At 69.7% G+C, this 17965-nt stretch carries 14 protein-coding genes; 4 read left to right on the plus strand and 10 right to left on the minus strand.

The features are described 5' to 3' along the window. Positions 1–66: 66 nt before the first annotated feature. The 3 genes from CG719_RS16220 to CG719_RS37375 are packed head-to-tail and all read right to left on the minus strand — an operon-like array spanning position 67 to position 1849. Positions 67–969: a MauE/DoxX family redox-associated membrane protein gene (locus tag CG719_RS16220; RefSeq protein WP_100569331.1), complete on the minus strand. Its 903-nt coding sequence runs from the start codon at positions 967–969 to the stop codon at positions 67–69. 42 nt (positions 970–1011) lie between these two features. After that, positions 1012–1632: a cell wall protein gene (locus CG719_RS16225; protein WP_100569332.1), complete on the minus strand. Its 621-nt coding sequence runs from the start codon at positions 1630–1632 to the stop codon at positions 1012–1014. A 13-nt stretch (positions 1633–1645) separates the two neighbouring features. Beyond that, the gene (locus CG719_RS37375) at positions 1646–1849 is read right to left on the minus strand and encodes an RlpA-like double-psi beta-barrel domain-containing protein (RefSeq protein WP_324838204.1); all 204 of its coding nucleotides are present in this window, start codon (positions 1847–1849) and stop codon (positions 1646–1648) included. Positions 1850–2392: 543 nt separating this feature from the next. Here CG719_RS37375 and CG719_RS16235 point away from each other — a divergent pair. Together CG719_RS16235 and CG719_RS16240 are read left to right on the plus strand one after the other, a co-directional pair. Beyond that, the gene (locus tag CG719_RS16235; protein WP_100569334.1) at positions 2393–7249 is read left to right on the plus strand and encodes an RHS repeat-associated core domain-containing protein; all 4857 of its coding nucleotides are present in this window, start codon (positions 2393–2395) and stop codon (positions 7247–7249) included. Between the two features lie 68 nt (positions 7250–7317). Beyond that, positions 7318–7596 carry a hypothetical protein gene (locus CG719_RS16240; RefSeq protein WP_159024887.1) on the plus strand — a complete coding sequence of 93 codons (279 nt, stop codon included), beginning with the start codon at positions 7318–7320 and terminating at the stop codon, positions 7594–7596. 108 nt (positions 7597–7704) lie between these two features. Here the strand turns inward: CG719_RS16240 and CG719_RS16245 are convergent, their stop codons facing one another. The 4 genes from CG719_RS16245 to CG719_RS16260 form a co-directional block, all read right to left on the minus strand. After that, the gene (locus CG719_RS16245; RefSeq protein ID WP_234375608.1) at positions 7705–8913 is read right to left on the minus strand and encodes an acyltransferase family protein; all 1209 of its coding nucleotides are present in this window, start codon (positions 8911–8913) and stop codon (positions 7705–7707) included. A gap of 110 nt (positions 8914–9023) precedes the next feature. After that, the gene (locus tag CG719_RS16250) at positions 9024–11246 is read right to left on the minus strand and encodes a bifunctional polysaccharide deacetylase/glycosyltransferase family 2 protein (protein ID WP_100569337.1); all 2223 of its coding nucleotides are present in this window, start codon (positions 11244–11246) and stop codon (positions 9024–9026) included. After that, a complete protein-coding gene (locus CG719_RS35825) occupies positions 11246–12259 on the minus strand; it encodes a hypothetical protein (protein WP_199836656.1) in 1014 nt (337 codons plus the stop codon). Before CG719_RS35825 ends, CG719_RS16250 begins: the two co-directional genes overlap by 1 nt. A gap of 536 nt (positions 12260–12795) precedes the next feature. Beyond that, positions 12796–13797, minus strand: coding sequence for a LysR family transcriptional regulator (locus CG719_RS16260; protein ID WP_100569338.1), 1002 nt, complete (start codon positions 13795–13797; stop codon positions 12796–12798). An 83-nt stretch (positions 13798–13880) separates the two neighbouring features. Between CG719_RS16260 and CG719_RS16265 the strand changes: the two genes are divergently transcribed. Then, positions 13881–15326 (plus strand): MFS transporter, encoded by a 1446-nt coding sequence (locus CG719_RS16265; RefSeq protein ID WP_234375609.1) that lies wholly within the window; start codon positions 13881–13883, stop codon positions 15324–15326. On the opposite strand, the gene CG719_RS16270 is transcribed toward CG719_RS16265, so the two are convergent. Both CG719_RS16270 and CG719_RS16275 read right to left on the minus strand, forming a co-directional pair. Next, positions 15297–15479, minus strand: a complete 183-nt coding sequence (locus CG719_RS16270; protein ID WP_100569339.1) for a DUF397 domain-containing protein — start codon at positions 15477–15479, stop codon at positions 15297–15299. The genes CG719_RS16265 and CG719_RS16270 overlap by 30 nt on opposite strands. Then, the gene (locus tag CG719_RS16275) at positions 15476–16294 is read right to left on the minus strand and encodes a helix-turn-helix domain-containing protein (protein ID WP_100569340.1); all 819 of its coding nucleotides are present in this window, start codon (positions 16292–16294) and stop codon (positions 15476–15478) included. Before CG719_RS16275 ends, CG719_RS16270 begins: the two co-directional genes overlap by 4 nt. 136 nt (positions 16295–16430) lie before the next feature. Here CG719_RS16275 and CG719_RS16280 point away from each other — a divergent pair, with 136 nt between their 5' ends. Next, positions 16431–16877, plus strand: a complete 447-nt coding sequence (locus CG719_RS16280; protein WP_100569341.1) for an ATP-binding protein — start codon at positions 16431–16433, stop codon at positions 16875–16877. A gap of 380 nt (positions 16878–17257) precedes the next feature. On the opposite strand, the gene CG719_RS16285 is transcribed toward CG719_RS16280, so the two are convergent. Next, positions 17258–17869 (minus strand): hypothetical protein, encoded by a 612-nt coding sequence (locus CG719_RS16285; RefSeq protein ID WP_100569342.1) that lies wholly within the window; start codon positions 17867–17869, stop codon positions 17258–17260. Between the last annotated feature and the right edge of the window lie 96 nt (positions 17870–17965).

Below are 17965 nucleotides of genomic sequence, written 5' to 3' on the forward strand. Positions count from 1 at the left end.
ACCAGCGCGACGCTCACGGCTCACCTGCCCCGTGGGCGGGGGCGGTGAGCCGTGAGGGGCGGTGCGTCAGCCGAGGGTCGGCAGGGATCTGCGGGGCGGGACCGCGCGCAGCAGAGTCGCTGCCAGTGACTCGCCGGTGTGCGCGTCGATGTAGTTGACGCGGACCGCCGGGTCGCCAGGGGTGTCCCGGCCGGCCGTGGCGTCCAGGGCGAAGACCACCGACACCGGCCGCGCGTTCTCCCCCGCGCCGTACACACCCGAGTACAGCAGGATCCGCCAGCCGTCCTCCTCCCAGTGGTCCAGCAGACCCGACCGGACCACCGGGAAGGCGGTCTGCCAGGCGAGGGAGTTCTCCAGCAGTTCCACGCTGGCGGCGACCGGCACCCGGTCCCCCGGCTCGCTGCCGAAGAGCGGATGCCCGAAGACACGCAGCCTCAGCCGGCGCAGCGGCAGCAGCCACCACCGGTCGAGATCGACGGACAGCGCCACCAGGACGGCCGCGGCCAGGGTCACGAACACCACTGAGCCACCGGGCCGTTCGGTGAGCGTGGACCACCAGGAGCCGTGCGCCACCGCCGCCGTCGCACCGCCCACGAGCACCAGCGCGGCGCGCGCGAACGCACGCCAGGTGATCGGGGTGTCCTCGTTCGCCGTGCAGCCGCAGGAGGACTCCGGTGCCAGCGCCCGGCCGTAGCCGAGATAGCCGAGGAACCCCGCCCCGAGGACGGCCGTCGCCGCGCCCGGCACCGGGCTCGCCGGCACGGCCAGCAGCGCGGCCGCGAGCAGGAGTTCCACGGCGCCGGTGCCGCGCAGCACCAGCGCCGCCCGCTCGCTGCTGCGCAGCATCCGGGCCAGCGCCGTCTTCGGTGCCTGGCGCACGGTGTCCCGGTCGAAGAGCTTGACCGAGCCGGTCCACCCCAGCAGGCCCGCGAGGACCAGCGGTACGAGGCCCGTTGTCAGTGAGAGCATCCTTCCCTCCCCTTCGTCTCTTCTCCTCCTCGGATCCGGCCGTCAGTGCCCGACGGAGATGCGGACGACGTCCACCGAGTTGTCGGACGGCCGCCAGGCCCCGAGCACTTGGGCGCTCTGCCCGATGCGCAGCCGGGACAGGTCCGAGGTGAGCGCACGGCCCGCGTACGAGGCGTTCGTCGTGTCCTGGTGGACGTGGCCGACGATCTCGTGCTGTCCGTGGGAGAGGTGCACCCGGTTCTTCGCGATGCCGCGGATCGTGGTGTCGAGGTTCACGATGTTCACCCACACCGCGTCGGCCGCGACGGTGCCGTCCGGCATCGGAACGCCCCGCGCGTACAGCCCGTCCCCGATCTCGATGTCGGCGGCGGTGGTCGGCCGGACCTTCCATACGCTGGTGACGTTGGTCATCTGGACCCGGGAGTGGTCTCCGTAGGATCCCGCGACCTCCAGGACGCTGCCGGTGATGCCGGTGATCCGGCCCTCCACGAAGGCCGACTTGGGGATCGCCGGGTCGAGCGACGGCTCGGCGGCGAAGGCCGCGTCGGCGTCGAAGCCGCCGAGGGCGGACGCGCCGACGATGGTGGCGCCGCTCAGCGCGGCCGCGGTGAGGAAGCGCCGGCGGCCCAGGCCGCCGCCGTCGTCCTTCTGACGGTACGTCATGACGAACTCCCCCTCACTCGTAGATGTAGACCGGCAGCTTGCCGGAGCTGAGGTTGCCGATCGCCGAGAAGGCGGCCGGGGTCAGGTCCAGGACGCGGTTGGTGCGGCAGGCGCCGTTGCAGCAGGTGGCCTCGCCGCACCAGTCCTTGGTGCGCGGTCCGCAGTCGGTGATCGTGATGCAGACGGTGGCGCCGGAGCACTGGTGTCTGATGTTCATCACCGCACCGCAGCCGCGTCTGGGGATGTTCTCGCCGCACAGGTCGGGCCGGGTGATGTTCCAGCATGCCTGTGACGCGTTCGGCCAGGCGCCGTGATTCGCGCTGGACTGGCAGTTGCCGCAGGCGCCGCCGCCCGCGCTGCCGCACGGACCCCAGGAGGATCCGCAACAGAACCAGCTCGTTTCACCAGCCCATAGGCTGGTCGATCCGCAAGCCATCGTGCCGTCTCCCTCTGTCGCTGAATGACGCGTATGGATGGGCGCGCATGCACCACGTTTTGACGAGTGCATGACAATTTCAGTGCCAGGGTCGTGCGTGCAGAACACCCCCATGATGCGCCCGTCTACGCGCGTTGGCCAGAAGGCGGCGGATGTTCGGCTGTTCAATTTCGGCACCTCGGAGAGATGCCCGATCCTCACTTTTCAGCCATAGATCACGACAGTTCAGCCTCTGCATCCTCAAAGGATCTTCACGGCTTTGACGTGCTCATGCTATGAATTCCTGCTCCCTCGGCCCACGAGGGACCAAGGCAAAGGAGCAACATGCTTCGCAGACCCTCACGCGTGAGGTGGGGTTCCAGACCGGGCCGCACAGCGGTGCTGCTCGCGTTGGCCATGGCCGCGGAAGCGGGAACCGTGGCGCTGACCTCCGGCCAGGCCTTCGCCGTCCCGACGCAGTCGGCGGCGGCGAGCATCGCGCCACAGGTTCCGAGCAGCTGGGGACTGAGCCCCAGCTCCGTGAACGCGTACAGCGGAGGCCGTTTCACCACCCGGGGCACACCCACGCTGTGGGCCAACGGGGTCGTCGGCGACGGGGGCACGTACAAGGCACAGTTCGAGCTGACCGCCGATCCCGCCTTCGCCGACACGACTTACTCCTACACGGGCACGTCGGCGAGCACCGCCTCCGGTGTGAACGCACTGCTCTCCGTGCCGTCGGCCAACGCCCTGCCGGATGCGAAGCATCTGCGGCTCCGCGCGCGTTCCTACGACGGCACCACCTACAGCGGCTGGACCGCTTACACCGTCTTCGCGGTCGACACGACTCTGCCCGCCGCCCCCGGCATCAGTTGCGCCGGATTCAAGGAGGGCGACTGGAACGCACCTCTGTCGAACGGGGCCACCTGCACGTTCACGACCACGGCGACGGACGGCCAGGGCTACGTCTGGGGCCTGGACGACCCCAACACCCCGCAACGGCTGGACGACCAGACCAACGGCACCGGCGGTGCCGCCAAATCCGTCACCGTGACCGCCGACCTCGGCTGGCACACCCTTTACGCACGGACCGTCGACAAGGCCGGCAACCACTCGGCGAAGGCCACCGCCTACAGCTTCGGCGTCGGCAGCGACGGCGTCGCCCTGACGTCGCCCATGGACGGACAGCGCACCGCGCGCCGCGTCTCGCTCTCGGCGATCGGCAAGTCCGCGTACACCAACGCCGTCTACGAGTACCGGCGCGGTGAGACCGACACGTGGAAGACGATCCCGGCGTCCGACGTCACCGTCTCCTCCAGCGGTGCCGCCGTCACCTGGCCCGTTCCGGTCACGAGCGGTAAGCCGGCCACGCTGGCCTGGAAGACCACCAGCACCCTGGGCGAGGACGGACCGATCGACGTCCGTGCCAAGTTCAGCAACAGCACCGGGAGCGGCTACAGCCAGACCGTCCCCGTCACGGTGGACCGTATCGCCGGCGACGCTCCCAAGGAGGACGTCGGTCCCGGCACTGTGAACCTGCTCACCGGTGACTACTTCCTTTCCGCCGGTGACCTCTCGGTGTTCGGCCTGAGCATTTCCCGGACGGCGTCGTCGCGCCGCCCGGACGCGGGTGCCCAGCAGGAGGGGCAGGTCCCGATCTTCGGCCCCGAGTGGGTGTCCGGTGTCGTCGCCGAGAAGAGCGGCTCGACCTGGAAATACCTGCAACGGACGTCCAGCACCTCCGTCGCGGTCGTGGACGCCGACGGCAACGCGACCGGGTTCGCCGCGACCTCGGGCGGTGGTTGGTCACCGGAGACGGGATCCGGTTCACTCACCCTGACAGGCTCGCTGACCGGCTCGTTCACGCTGTCGGAGACCAGCGGCACCGTCACGACATTCGCGAAGGCGGATGGTTCTTCCTCCGTCTGGAATGTCACCACGGCCTCCCTGCCGACCGACGACTCCACGACGACGGCCGTCTCGGAGACGGTGACCAGCGGTGGCACGACCCTGGCCCGCCCCAAGTACCTGATCGCGCCGAGCGGAGCGGTGTCCGCCGCCACCTGCAGGACAACGCCGTCCGTACAGGGCTGCCGGGTCCTGGAGTTCGTCTACGCGACGTCCACCACGGCCACGTCCTCGGCGCTCGGCGACTACACCGGCCGCCTCTCGCAGATCAGGCTGTGGGCCACCGCTCCCGGTGAGACCGTGTCCAAGGCCACCACCGTCGTGAAGTACCTCTACGACAACTCGGGACGGCTGCGCGAGTCATGGGACGCGCGGCTGAGCACCCCGCTGAAAACCGCGTACAGCTACGACAGCGCGGGGCGCGTCACCACGCTCACCCCGCCCGGAGAGCTGCCGTGGACCTTCGAGTACGGCAAGGCCGGCAACAGTGCCACGGCCGGCACCGGCATGCTTCTGTCCGTGTCCCGCCCGACCCTGGCACCGGGCACCAAGTCGACGGTGAACGGAACCGCGAAGACCGACTTCGTGTACGACGTACCGCTCGGCGGCAGCGCCGCGCCCTATGCGATGGCGTCCGGCGACACCGAAACCTGGGGGCAGTACCAGGGCCCGGCGGACGCCACAGCCGTCTTCCCCGCCGACCAGGTGCCCTCGTCCCACGACGGTGGCTCCCTGACCTCCGGCAACTACAAGCGCGCGACCATCGTCTACATGGACGAGTCCGGACGTGAGGTCGACACGGCCGAGCCCGGCGGGCGCATCAGCAGCACCCAGTACGACCGCTTCGGCAACGTCGTTCGCAAGCTCACCCCGGCCAACCGTTCCCTCGCGCTCGGCCTGACCCCGGCCGACGAGAGGCAACTCTCCGAGCTGGGCATCACCGGGCTGACCAGCGCGCAGCGCGCCGAACTGCTGTCGTCCTACAACTACTACAGCAACAACGGCCTCCGTCTGCTGGAAGAGTTCGGGCCGCTGCATCGTGTGGAGCTGACGAAGGACTTCAAGAACGGCAACAAGGTCCTCCTCCCGGCGGGTACCACCGTGTCGGCCCGCTCCTGGAAGGTCAACGAGTACGACCAGGGACGCCCCACCGACGGTTCCGCCAAGGTCAAGGACCAGCTCACCATCGTCACCTCCGGCCTGCGCGTCGACGGCTACGACTCGATCCTGGCCGACAAGCGGGTCACCGTCACCCAGTACGACTGGGCCAAGGGCCTGCCCACCCTCGTGACCGAGGACGCCGGCGGGCTGGCGTTGAACACCAACAAGGGCTACGACTCCAGTGGCCGGGTCACCGGTGTCATCCTGCCGGGCGGCAACGGCAATGACGCGTCCAGCAAGGTCTACTCGTACTGGAAGGCGACCGGCACGGGATCCTGCCAGGGCCACCCCGAGTGGGAAGGTCTGTTGTGCTGGATGGGTCCGGCCGGTGACATCACCGGGGGCGGGAGCAACCCGAAGACCTCGGTCGACTCCACCATCACGTACGACCTGTTCGGCCAGGTGCTGAAGATGGTCGACACCTCCGGCGACAGCTACCGGACCGCGACCCGCACCTACGACGCGGCGGGCCGCCTGGCCACCTCCCAGGTCACCGGCAACCTCGGCCAGTCCGTGCCCGCGATCACCAACACCTACGACGCCGACTCGGGCCAACTGGTGAAGACCACGTCGTCCGACGGCGGGACCATCACCCACGACTACGACAAGCTCGGCCGTCTCATCTCCTACACCGACGCCGACGGTGGCACGACCACCACGCAGTACGACGACCTGAACCGACCGGTGAAGAGCACGGACACCGCGCCGTCCACCACCACCTTCACCTACGACACATCCTTGGACCCGCGCGGCCTGGTGACCAAGCTGACCGACTCCGTGGCGGGCTCCTTCACGGCGGCCTACGACGCGGACGGCGCGCTCACCAGCGAGAAGCTGCCCGGTGGCTACACGCTCGACCAGGCCGCCGACCCGACCGGCGCGCTCACCAAGCGCACCTACACGCGGGACAGCGACAGCACTCCCGTGTTCGCCGAGTCCGTCGTCCGCTCCGTCCATGACCAGGTCACCAGCCGGGCCTCCAACACCGCGGGCACACAGCACTACGCCTACGACGGTGCGGGCCGACTGAACACGGTCAACGACACCAGCAACAACGGGGTGTGCACCACGCGCACCTACACGATGGACAAGCGGGCCAACCGTGTCGCCCAGGCCACCGCCTCCGCCGCCGCGTACGCCGCCTGCCCGTCCACCGGGTCGGGCGCCACGCACGCCTATGACAGCGGGGACCGGTTGGTCGACTCCGGTTACGTCTATGACGACTTCGGCCGCACCACCAGCCTGCCCGGATCCACGATCGACTACTACTCGACAGACCTGGTCCGCCAGCAGACGACCGGCAACAAGCGCCAGACCTGGACCCTGGACTCCGACTACCGGTTCCGTTCCTGGACCGAGCAGTCGCAGTCCTCGGGCACCTGGTCGACCACCGCCACCAAGGTGAACCACTACGCGAGCGAGGGCGACTCGCCCAAGTGGACCGTAGAGGGCTCCAACGGCGATCTCACCCGCAACGTCCTGGGGATCGTCGTCGGACTGGCGGCGATCACCGGCAAGTCGGGTGACGTGAAGCTCCAGTTCACCAACATCCACGGTGACGTCGCCATGGTGCAACCGCTGACGGCCGGTGCCACGGCGACCGTCCTCAATACGGACGAGTACGGCAACGTCACGTCCGGATCGGTGGGACGCTACGGCTGGCTGGGCGGCTACCAGCGCCCGGCGGACACTCCCTCCGGGCTGCTCCTCATGGGCGTCCGCCTCTACAACACCCAGACCGGCCGCTTCCTGTCCACCGACCCGATCTTCCAAGGCAGCGCCAACGCCTACGAATACTGCTCGGGCGACCCGGTCAACTGCCTGGACCTGGACGGACGCAGCAAGCACAACTACAACGGCCACAAGTGGCACTGGTGGGGCCTTGAGATCGACATGACGCGCAAGCGGACCGTGAGCGTCATCGACCAGCTCTGGAGCAACGCCTCCAAGGCCACGATCCTCGCCGTGCTGTTCGGAGCCATACCCGGCAGCAACATCGGCTCGGTCGTGCTCGGCGCCATCGCCGGCTACTACAGCTGGATCGCCTCGAAACTCCAGCACATGCTGAACATCCAGTCGCACGGCGTCATCCTGGACATATACCTCGGCTACCCGCGCGTGAGGCACGAATGAGGGACGGCGTACCCCCGCTCCGGGGCGGGGGTACGCCCGCTCCAACACCTACAGGAGACGGCAGGACAATGGGAACGTTCGATTCGGCTGTGGTCATCGTGGTCGGCCTGCTCGTGGCCGGGGCCGGGGTACTCGCCGCCGTGACGGGCCAGGCTCCCGGGTGGCTCGAGGGAACAGTCACCCGCCCGCGCGTCTGGGGTGCCGGTATCGCGCTCCTGGGCCTGTTCGCCGTGTCCGTGAGCCGCCCGCTCCTGTCATGGGCACCGGCAGGCGCGGCCATCGGCGAGGTGACCCGGGCCGGCTTGATCCTGATCGGTCTGGCGCTGCTGTGGCGGGGACGGAGCTGAGCACAGCCGGGACCAGACTGATCCGTCGGTGACACGGCCTCACGCGACCTCGTCGGTCCGAACCGCCGCCGGGTCCTGCCTCTCAGTGAGAGGCAGGACCCGGCTTGTCTATCCGCGGTGGGAGGCGGCCCGTCCCTTGGCCGGCTTGCGGGACGAACCGTCCGGCCACAGCTGTGGCTTGCGCTTGGCTGCCACGTCCTCCATCCAGCCGAACCAGACGACGCAGCCGCCGATGAGCAGCCAGCTGAGGCCGAGAAGGGGCCAAGAGCTGCGCAGGAGCCAGGCGAAGTGCTCCTCCAGCACGCCGATGTCCCACAGCCTGTCCCACATGGCGGAGGCGGCGAGGATGCAGACGTTGTGCCACAGGTAGATGGTCACCGCTCGGGAGTTGAGCAGTGTGATCAGCCGGTCGAAGGGGCGCAGCCGGCGGGGCCACTGCGACCAGGACGGGCTGATGTGCAGAAGCAGCAGCACCGCCGCGAAGGACCACAGGCACTGGGCGAACGCGATGTCGTCCATGTCGTGCCCCTCCCTGAAACCGTGCGAGAGCGCGTACCAGAGTCCTAGGCACGCGATCGCCGGAACCACGGACGGGACGATGTAGCGGGGGAGGCGCTGCAGGACGCCTTGCTGGTAGGCCATGCCCAGGATCCAGCAGGCGCCGAAGGTGCTGAAGTCGGTGAGTGCGGTCGTCAGGCGTTCGCCGGGCAGGTGGAGGTGGCCGAACTCGAACGCCGCCGCCAGGGCGATCGGCGAGGCAATGGTCACCCACGGCAGTGCGCGCAGAGCCTTGAGGAAGAGCGGGGACAGCAGGACGAACCAGAGGTAGGCGCGGATGTACCACAGGGGTATGCCGATCTCCGAAGCCCAGTCGTCCCCGAGGAGGCCGTGCAGACCGTCGGCGTACGGCGGATCGCTCAGCGGAACGATCCAGTACGTGAGGTGGAACCACCACCAGCCGGGGTGCCCGTCGCTGTTCGGACCCCAGCCCTGCAGCACCATGCCGCCCACACCGATCGCGCCGAGCAGCCACAGCGGCGGCAGCAGACGGCGCATCCGGCCGCGAATGACCTGGACGGGCGGACGCTTGAGGGAGCGGGCCATGAGGTTGCCCGCCAGGGCGAACATCACTCCCATGGACGGGAAGACCACCGGCAGCCAGGCCCAGCCCATCAGGTGGTAGAGGACGACGCGGAACAACGCGACCGCGCGGAGGAAGTCGAAGTAGCGGTCGCGGGCGGGGCCGCCGGGGGGCTGCTCCGCCGGTGCCGGCCGGGCGGGGTCGTCCGCCGCGTGCGGCAGGGTACGTGCGGTCACGTGCGAGGCTTCCTCGGTCGTCGGCGTCGGAACGGACGACGTCGGCCAGGGCGTCGGAGGAGGCGTCGGCCGCGGAGGCGTCGCCTGGTACTCGAACGGCGGATTCGACATCAGGCCGTCCTTCCGCCCATGGCGGGCTCATGCTGGGCGGCCCCGTTCGGCGGTGTGGACACTCCGCCTGTGCGCCGCAGTTTCTGCCAGCGCAGCCGGCCGCCGGTGAGCGCCGTCATCCAGGACCGCAGCAGGACGATGTACATCAGCTGCCGGTAGAGGATCTGCTGGAGCGGCAGTGAGATGAGGTGGGTCATCCGCTCGCGGTCCAGCCGGAAGGCGTACGCCGCGCAGACCACCTGCACCGCCAGTACGCCGAGCCAGGCACCGATGGTCTTCTCCGTGGGGCCGAACACCAGCCCGTACAGCAGGAACACGTCGATCAGCGGGGCCAGCAGCGGCGCCACCACCATGAACAGGGAGACCAACGGCAGGCCGACACGGCCGAAGCGCCCCGAAGGACCCCGCTCGATGATTGCCCGGCGGTGCTTCCAGATCGCCTGCATGGTGCCGTACGACCAGCGGTAGCGCTGGGACCACAGCTGCTGCACGGACTCCGGGGCCTCGGTCCAGGCGCGGGCGTTCTCCGCGTACACCACCCGCCAGCCGTCGCGGTGCAGTGCCATGGTGACGTCGGTGTCCTCGGCGAGCGTGTCCTCGCTCATGCCGCCCACCCGCTCCAGCGCGCTGCGCCGGAAGGCGCCGACGGCTCCGGGGATCGTCGGCATGCAGCGGAGCATGTCGTACATCCGGCGGTCGAGGTTGAACCCCATCACGTACTCGATGTGCTGCCAGGCACCGATGAGCAGGTCCTTGTTGCCCACCTTCGCGTTGCCGGCGACCGCGCCGACCTTCGGGTCGGCGAAGGGCTGCACCAGCTCACGGACCGTGGACGGCTCGAAGACCGTGTCACCGTCCATCATCACGACGATGTCGTGACGGGCGTTCGCCAGGCCCCGGTTGAGCGCGGCCGGCTTGCCCGCGTTGAGCTGCCGGATCACCCGCACACCCGGCAGGTTCAAGTCCTCGACGATGCGGGCGGTACCGTCGCTGGAGCCGTCGTCGATGACGAGCACCTCGATCGGGTGATCACTGGCGACGAGGGAACGCACCGTGTTCTCGATGCACTTGGCCTCGTTGTACGCCGGGACGAGGACCGACACGGGCTGCGTGATCGGCGCGTCGGGGCCCCAGCGGAAGTTCTTGCGGCGCACCCGGCGGGCGTGCGCGCCGGAGAGCAGGAACATCAGGCCGAAGCGGGCGAGCACGAGAGAGCCGACGACGGCGAGGCCGACGATCAGCACACTGGTGAGCTTGTCCGAGGCCTTGACCAGGAAGATCCAGGCGCGGCCCTTCCACAGCTCGACGCCGGTGACGGGGGTGTGCGCGCTGGGCGCCCCGAGGGCCTCGGTGAGGTTCTGGAACTTGTAGCCCTTGGCCTGGAGTTCGGGCAGGAACCGGTCGAGCGCTTCGAGGGTCTGTTCCCGGTGGGCACCGCCCGAGTCGTGCATCAGGACGATCGCGCCGTCGCCGTTCTTCGGGGTGGCGTTGCGGATGATCTGGTCGACGCCCGGCCTCTTCCAGTCCTCGCTGTCGGTGTTGTTGAGGACCGTGAGGTAGCCGCGGGAGCCGATGTACTTGACGACCGGCCAGGACCTGTTGTCCAACGCGTCCGGGAAGGACGAGTACGGCGGCCGGAACAGCGACGTACGGACACCGGCGGCGCCCTCCAGGGCCAGTTGGTTCTGGGACAGCTGCCAGTCGATGCCGCGCTGCGACTTGTAGGTCAGGTCGGGGTGGTTGAAGGTGTGCAGTCCGATCTCGTGACCCTCGCGCACGATGCGCTTGATCAGGTCCGGGTGCTGCGAGGCCATGGTTCCGGTGATGAAGAACGCCGCGTGCGCGTCGTGCTTCTTGAGCACGTCGAGCACCTTCGGGGTCCAGACGGGGTCGGGCCCGTCGTCGAAGGTGAGGACGAGCCGGTGCTTGGGCAGGCTCAGGCTGGTGGTCTTGCCGTTGCGGGTGTCGATGATCGGGCCGCCCGTGGAGATCTCCTTGGGCACCTTGTCGAAGGCTCCCACGGATCTGATGCGGTAGTCGGCGAGGATCTCGCTGCGCACATAGCCGCGCAGCATCAGCATGGCGGTCATGGCGAGCAGCAGCATGACGGGCAGCACCCAGCGCATGGGCAGCCGGTAGCGCCGCGCGTTGACACGGGCCGGGGCACGACGGGAGCGGCCGTCGGCCCTGCCTGAGCGGCGACGGTTGGAGCTGGAGGCCATCAGAAGGCGTTCTCCGGGGACTTGTGGGATGGGGCACCGGGCCGACCCGCAGCCCGGCCGTGGGAGGCGACCGGAGTCGTGGTGGCGGCTTTCGCGGCGTTGTTGTTGGTGGTGACGGCGGGGTCACCGGACCTGCCGGGGGCGGCCGGCTCCGTGCCCTGTCCGGGGTCGCTGGGCTGTGCGGGCGACGGCGGGTCGGTGTCCGGGGTCGAGGTGCTGCCCCCCGGGGCGGCCGGCGCGGTGCTGCGGTCCGGGGCGGCCTTCTTCGTGGCGGACACGGACGGCTGGGGCTGAGCGGGGACGGCAGGCGTGCTGCCGGGCTGGGCCGGCACTCCCGGTACGGCGGTGGCGCTCACGGACGGAGTCACCGCCGCGGTGTCCGGGGCGCCGGGGGCGGTGGCGGCTCCGGTCGGGCTGTCGGCGGGCGCGGACGGGTCGGCGGACTCCGAAGGCCGCGGGGACTCCTTGACCTTGCTCGCCGGGTGGTCGTCGGCGCCCGGATCCGGGAGCGGCACCCAGGGTGCGGCGGCGTTGCCGGACAGCAGAGTGACGACGATGACGACCGCGTACACCGCGCAGGCGAGACCGACGGCCAGGCCGAGGCGGCGGAAGCGGCGGCTGCGGCGGCCGGACTCGTCGACGAAGACGGGCCGGTCGGCCTCCTTGCCGCCCTCGGAGCCGCCCGTGGCGGCGAATGTGCCGCCCGGCCGCAGGCTCACCGCGTCGAGCTGCACGGTGACCTCGTGCGGGTCGTGGGTCTCCCACGGGTCCTCGACCTGGACCCGAAGGGGGCCGGTGCCCGTGGGGCCGGTACCGGCGGAACCGGTGCCGGCGGAACCGGACGGCTGCGTGCCCGCGCCTGCCCGGCCCCCGGACGCGGCGGCGTTCTCCGTTCCGGCCAGCACCTGGGTCTCCGCCGCGGCCGCGTGTCCAGGGAGCATCCGCGTCTCGGCGGCGGCTGCCGATCCGGGCAGCATCCGCGTCTCGGCGGCGGCCGCGGGGTCGGCCGTCATCCAGGAGTCCGCCTTCGGCCCCGGGCCGGACAGTAGCTGCGTCTCCGCCGCGGCGGCCGGTTCGGCGGGGCGACCCTTGTCGAACCAGGAGCCCGCACCCGGGGCCTGGCCCTCGCCGGCTCCTCGCGGGTGTCTTTGCACACCACCACCAGAACCGCCAGAACCGGCACGACCGGTCGTCGGCCAGGCGGTTTCCGGCCACATGCCCTGGTCACCGAGTTCCGGCGCCACTCCCGAGAGGTGGCCTGATTCCGATTCCGAGCCGAGGGTGTCGCCGGATATGAGCGACTCACTCGGGTCCGCGGCCCCGCCCGTCTCCCGGCCGCCCCCGGACGTGAATCCGGAGCCGCTCGGTTGGGCGTGATCTGGCCATTTGTCGACGCGCACGTACTTCCCCCCCAGGGGCATGACTTCCAGAATCCGGGCCTATGCACTGTCGTCGGACCAGGGCCCCCACCCGGCCCGAGCGTCCCCTTTACCACGGTGCGCCCGGGTCCCCGAATGTATCGCATGTGGCCATGCCGTGGAGATGGGTCTCAGATGTGCGCACCCATCACGATCGCGTCCATGGCCGGAATCCATCCGTCCACCGGCCTGCGCAACCATCCTTCTTCGTGCGTCAGTTCGGTAGCAGAACGCCTGAGCGCATCCAATCCGGGGTGAATCAGCCCTTTCCGCCAGACCAGTGATACAGGAGACAACGGAACGGGGTCGACGAGCGGCCGCAGAACCGTCTGAGGCATGGCCGGAAAGTCGACCACGGCGAGAATCGGATTGCGGTACTTGGCCATGACCCGCCGGAACTCGGCCACACCGATCGCGAGGGGGGCGGGCGGTGCGATGCCGATGCCGCGCCCCTCGAACAGCTCACGCGCGAGGTCGGTCCACTCCGGCGTGCGGGTGTTGCCCGCCCCCGCGTACACGGTCTCCCCGGCGAGGGCGTCGAGCGGCACCTGCTCCAGGTCCGCGAGCCGGTGCCCCTCGGGCAGGATGACGGCCATGGGCTCGTACCGTACGGGCTGGTGCAGCAGTCCCCGCCGGACCGCGGGGTCGAGCCCGGCGAACCGTCCGAACGACGCGTCGAGCCGGCCGGCCAGGATCTCGGCGGCGGCACCGGTCAGGCCGCTCTCGAAGCGGGTCATCAGTTCCAGGTGCGGGACCCGGGAACGCGCCCGGTCCAGCACCCGCTCCCCGAACAGCCCCGGGCTGTTGACGTCGACGAGCAGCGGCCGTTCCGGCTCGCCCCGGCCGAAGGCGTCGAGCAGCGCGCGCTGCGCCTCGAGCACCCGGCGGGCGTACGGCAGGAGTCGGGTGCCCTCCGCGGTCAAGGTGACCTGGCGCGTGGTCCGTACGAACAGCTCGGCGCCCAACTCCCGTTCCAGCCGACGGATGTCGCGGCTGAGGGCCTGCTGAGCGACGTACAGCCGCGCGGCGGCGCGTGTGAAGTGCAGTTCCTCGGCGACGGCGACGAAGGCGCGCAGCAGTCGGGGGGCGATCTCCCCGGCGGGGAGGTACGGCGGTCCGGGTTCGGCAGGCATCGGCCGAACTTACAACCCAGGTGCGTCAATCGCATCCGATCAGGTGTTGGACCGCAGGTCGGTGCGGGGGTGACGGTGACGGCATGCCGAAACCCCCCGCCCGGGACACTACTTCGACCACCGCCCCAGCCGCCGTCTCGGCCGACAGCGCGGCCGCTGCTTCAGCCGCCGGGCCCGGCCACGCCGCGACCGCCGTCCCCGCCGCTGCCCCCGCCGATGCCGACTCCGCGGCCGACACCGCCACTACCTCGGCCGCCGGGTCCGGCCGCACCCCGGCTGCCGTCCCCGCCGCTGCCCCGGCCGCTGCCCCGGCCGACGCCCGGGCCGCCGTGGAAGGCCGTGCCTCCCTCTTCGCCCCCTACCGCCGTCTGTTCGCCCTCCCCGGCACCCGTGCCTTCACCGCCGGGAACCTGATGGCCCGGCTGCCGTCGGGCATGTTCGGCGTGAGCGCGGTCGTCATGATCGCCGGTACGCGCGGCTCGTACGCGCTGGCCGGCGCCGTCACCGCCACCGGCCTCGCGGCGACCGCGGTGACCGCCCCCTGGGTCGCCCGGCTGGTGGACCGGTACGGACAGGCCCGGATCGCCGTGCCCGCCACCGTCTGCGCGGTCCTGGGCAGCCTGGCCCTCCTGCTCTGCGTGCACTACGACGCTCCCGACTGGACCCTGTTCGCCGCGTACGCCGCCACCGCAACCACCCCCAACACCGGGGGCATGTCCCGCGCCCGCTGGGCACATCTGCTGAAGTCCTCCCCGGAGGACCTGCACACCGCCATCTCCTTCGAACAGGCCGCGGACGAGCTGTGCTTCATGCTCGGCCCGGTCCTCGCGGCCTTTCTCACCGGCACGTTCTTCCCGGAGGCCGGCACGCTGGTCGGCGCCGTACTGCTGCTGACCGGCATCCTCCTGTTCACCGCCCAGCGCTCGACCGAGCCGCCACCGAGTCCCCGCACTCCCGCGCGGGCGCCTCTGCGTGCCCCCGGTATGCCGGCCCAGCTTGCCGTGTGCCTCGCCATGGGCGCCGTGTTCGGCGCGATGGAGGTCGTCACGGTGGCGTTCGCGGACGAGCGGGGCCATCGTTCGGTGGCGGGGATCGCACTCGGCCTCCAGGCGGCCGGTTCGTGTGTGGCCGGACTGGTGTACGGGGTGATGAGACCCGCGGGCCCGGCGGGGCGGCGACTGCCGTGGTGCGTGGCGGCGATGACGGTCCTCATGACCCTCCCGCTGCTGGCCGCCGCCCTGACCGGCTCCCTGCTCGCGCTGTCCGTGGCGCTGCTCATCGCCGGTACGGCCACCGCGCCCACCATGGTCACCAATATGACCCTGGTCCAGCAGCGCTCCCCCGAGGGCCGCCTCAACGAGGGCATGACCCTCGCGGTGACCGGCCTGCTCGGCGGCATCGCCTGCGGCAGCGCGACCGGCGGCTGGATGGTCGAACACGTCTCGGCGACGGCGGGCTACGCGGTCCCGGTGACGGCGGCCGCGGTCGCGCTGCTGATCTCAGTGAGCGGCGTACGCGAGGAACTCTGACCAGGTGTCGGCGTCCACCGCGAGGCGCGGGCTGTCGACGCCGAGCTTGGAGTCGCGGACGTGGATGGTGCGGGGGGTGGCGGCGACTTCGAGGCAGGCGCCGCCCTGCGAGTCACTGTAGCTGGACTTGAACCATGCCAACGGTTCGTTCATAGCTCCTTCGCCACCTTCCGGATGAACGCGGCCGACTCCTCAACTCCGAGAGCCTGCATACGAATCATCCCATGCACCTGCATCAGGTCGCTGACCCTGTTTGCGTCAGCGTGGAGCACGCTGGTCTCCGGACCCTCAACGTACGCGAAGCGTTCGCGTTCGTCAGTCTCAAGCAGGATGAACGAGCCGTTGAGCGCGAGGCCGCTGCACTTCCCGAAGGGCAGGATCTGGATGGACACGTTGCGCCACCCGCCGATCTCCGGCAGATGGAGCAGCTGCTGACGCATCACCTCCCGTCCGCCCACCTCCGTGCGGAGCGCGGCCTCATGGATCACGAAGCCGTAGACCACCTTGGTACGACGCGTCAGCGCCTCCTGCCTTTCCAGTCGCGCTCTGACCCGCTCCTCCACTGTCTCGTTGTCCAGCGGTGGACAGCTCTCACCGATCAGTGTCCTCGCGTACTGCTCAATCTGGAGGAGGCCGGGAATCAGCCCGAGCGAGTAGTCGTGCACGGCGATGGCCTCGGCCTCGATCGCCATGTACTCCTGCGACCGCGCGGGGAACGGCTCAGGCTTCAGGAACTCGTGCGCGGCGACCAACTTCCCACCCGCCCGGCACAGTTGATCAGCGACTTGCAAAAGCCGCAGCGTCGGCCGACGGCGACCGCACTCCATCGACTTGACGTACTCGTAGTCGTAGCCTGCCTCTTCGGCGAGGGCCTGCCGGGTGACCTGGGCCTCCTCCCGCCAGAGCTTGATCTGTGCTCCGCAGTAACGCCAGTTCTGCTGCGTCTGCTGGGATTCCCCCGTAGCCACGCGCCCTCACCCGCCTCCCGCCGCCGCACCGTGTACATCACGCTGCGTACCCGACCCGCTACTTCAGAGGCTAGGCACAGGCCACCACCCTTATCCCACCGAACGACGGAGAATCACACGCAAGGAACCAGCCCGTATGCCGACACCGCACCGCTCACCCACCGCGCTCCCCCAGGACATCGAGTTCCGCTCCCCCCGCGACGCGCGGAGCGTGGGCCGGGCCAGGCTGCTCCTGCGCGAACAGGCAATCTCGTGGAAGCTGCCCGACGAGGTGACAGAGACGGCGGTGCTTTTGCTCAGCGAGCTGATGACGAACGCCTACCGCCACGCGAAGGCACCCGGCCGAGAGATCCGGGCGCGCTGCGTACTGAACGACGACGGCAACCTGCGCATCTCGGTCACGGACGCGAACGACGTCCTGCCCACGCCCCGAGAGGCGTCACCGGAGGACGAGTCGGGCCGGGGCCTGGCGCTGGTGGAGGCGCTGGCGGACGGCTGGGGCGCTGAGCCCCGCCCCGGCCGCATCGGCAAGACGGTGTGGTTCGAGCTCGAACTCGATGCGGAAGCAAGGGCAAAGAGGTGACGTCACTGCCGGTCGACGTCGGCTTCGCGCTGCTCTTGGCGGCGCCGTTCCGCCAGGGGCCCCGCCTCACCGACGAGGCACGTGGCGTGGGCCTGCGGCTGTCACCCTGTGTTCTTCCTCCGCTCCCTCATTCTGGTACCGACATAAGCGCCGGATCCGATGGAAGCCAGCGTCATCACAGCCTGACTCGGAAGGCCACCACCGAGCAGCAGGGCCAGAGCGCCTCCTGCAGCCAGGACGCCTACGAAGATGAGCAGATCAGAAAGTTTCATCGTTCCTCTGTAGCCGTCCGCGATGCCTCGGTCGACTTTGAATCCCATCAGGCGGTGCGGAGCCCGAGAAGTGAAAACTTCACGCACCTGCGGGAGAAGGGGCCGCGCTCACGTCAGGCTCGTGCCGCCCGCCTCGTCGTGGACCGCCTTGCTGACATGCGGCTCGAAGACCTTGAGGACGGTCCAGCTGGCGCCATCGTCGAGGCGTTTCCAGGTGGCCGTGGGGCGGGCGTCCATCATCACGGTCGCGGCGTCCCGGTCCGTCGTGATGGAGACGTGGAACCTCACCGGGAGCCTCAGCGATTTCCTGCAGATGAGGGTGAGTTCGCCATGCGTGAATTCCTTGACCTCGTCGATTTCGGGGGCCGGGAGCTGCTTGAGGGCGTACAGCACGCTGTCGGTGAGCTGGTAGGCGGTGATGCCGGGACGTATCGGCACGCGGATCTCCGCGGTACACGGCAAGGGCACGGCCTCGGCGGACAGCGTCAGACCATGGCGCGAGACCGTACGGGCGGCGTGCCACGTGTTCGACGCGGGGAGCACGACGGCCATGAAAGCGCTCAACACGAGGAATCCGAGCGTCCCCTGGAGCAACGCGTCCGCCCAGGCGCTCGGATCCTCCCAGATGATGACACCAGCCATGAAGACGCCCAAGCAGGCGCCGATGATGGCGATGACCACGGCGGCACGGCGTATGGTCGCGAGCCAGTAGCTGAGCATGGGTGAAGCTCCCGATTTTCTGTGTGAGAGGTGAACCGCACAGGAGAGGTGGGGATCTTACTTCTTGCCGAAGCCTGTGATATGGCCGCCGGGAGC

The organism is Streptomyces sp. CB01373 (genome assembly GCF_002803075.1).
Classification (GTDB): domain Bacteria; phylum Actinomycetota; class Actinomycetes; order Streptomycetales; family Streptomycetaceae; genus Streptomyces.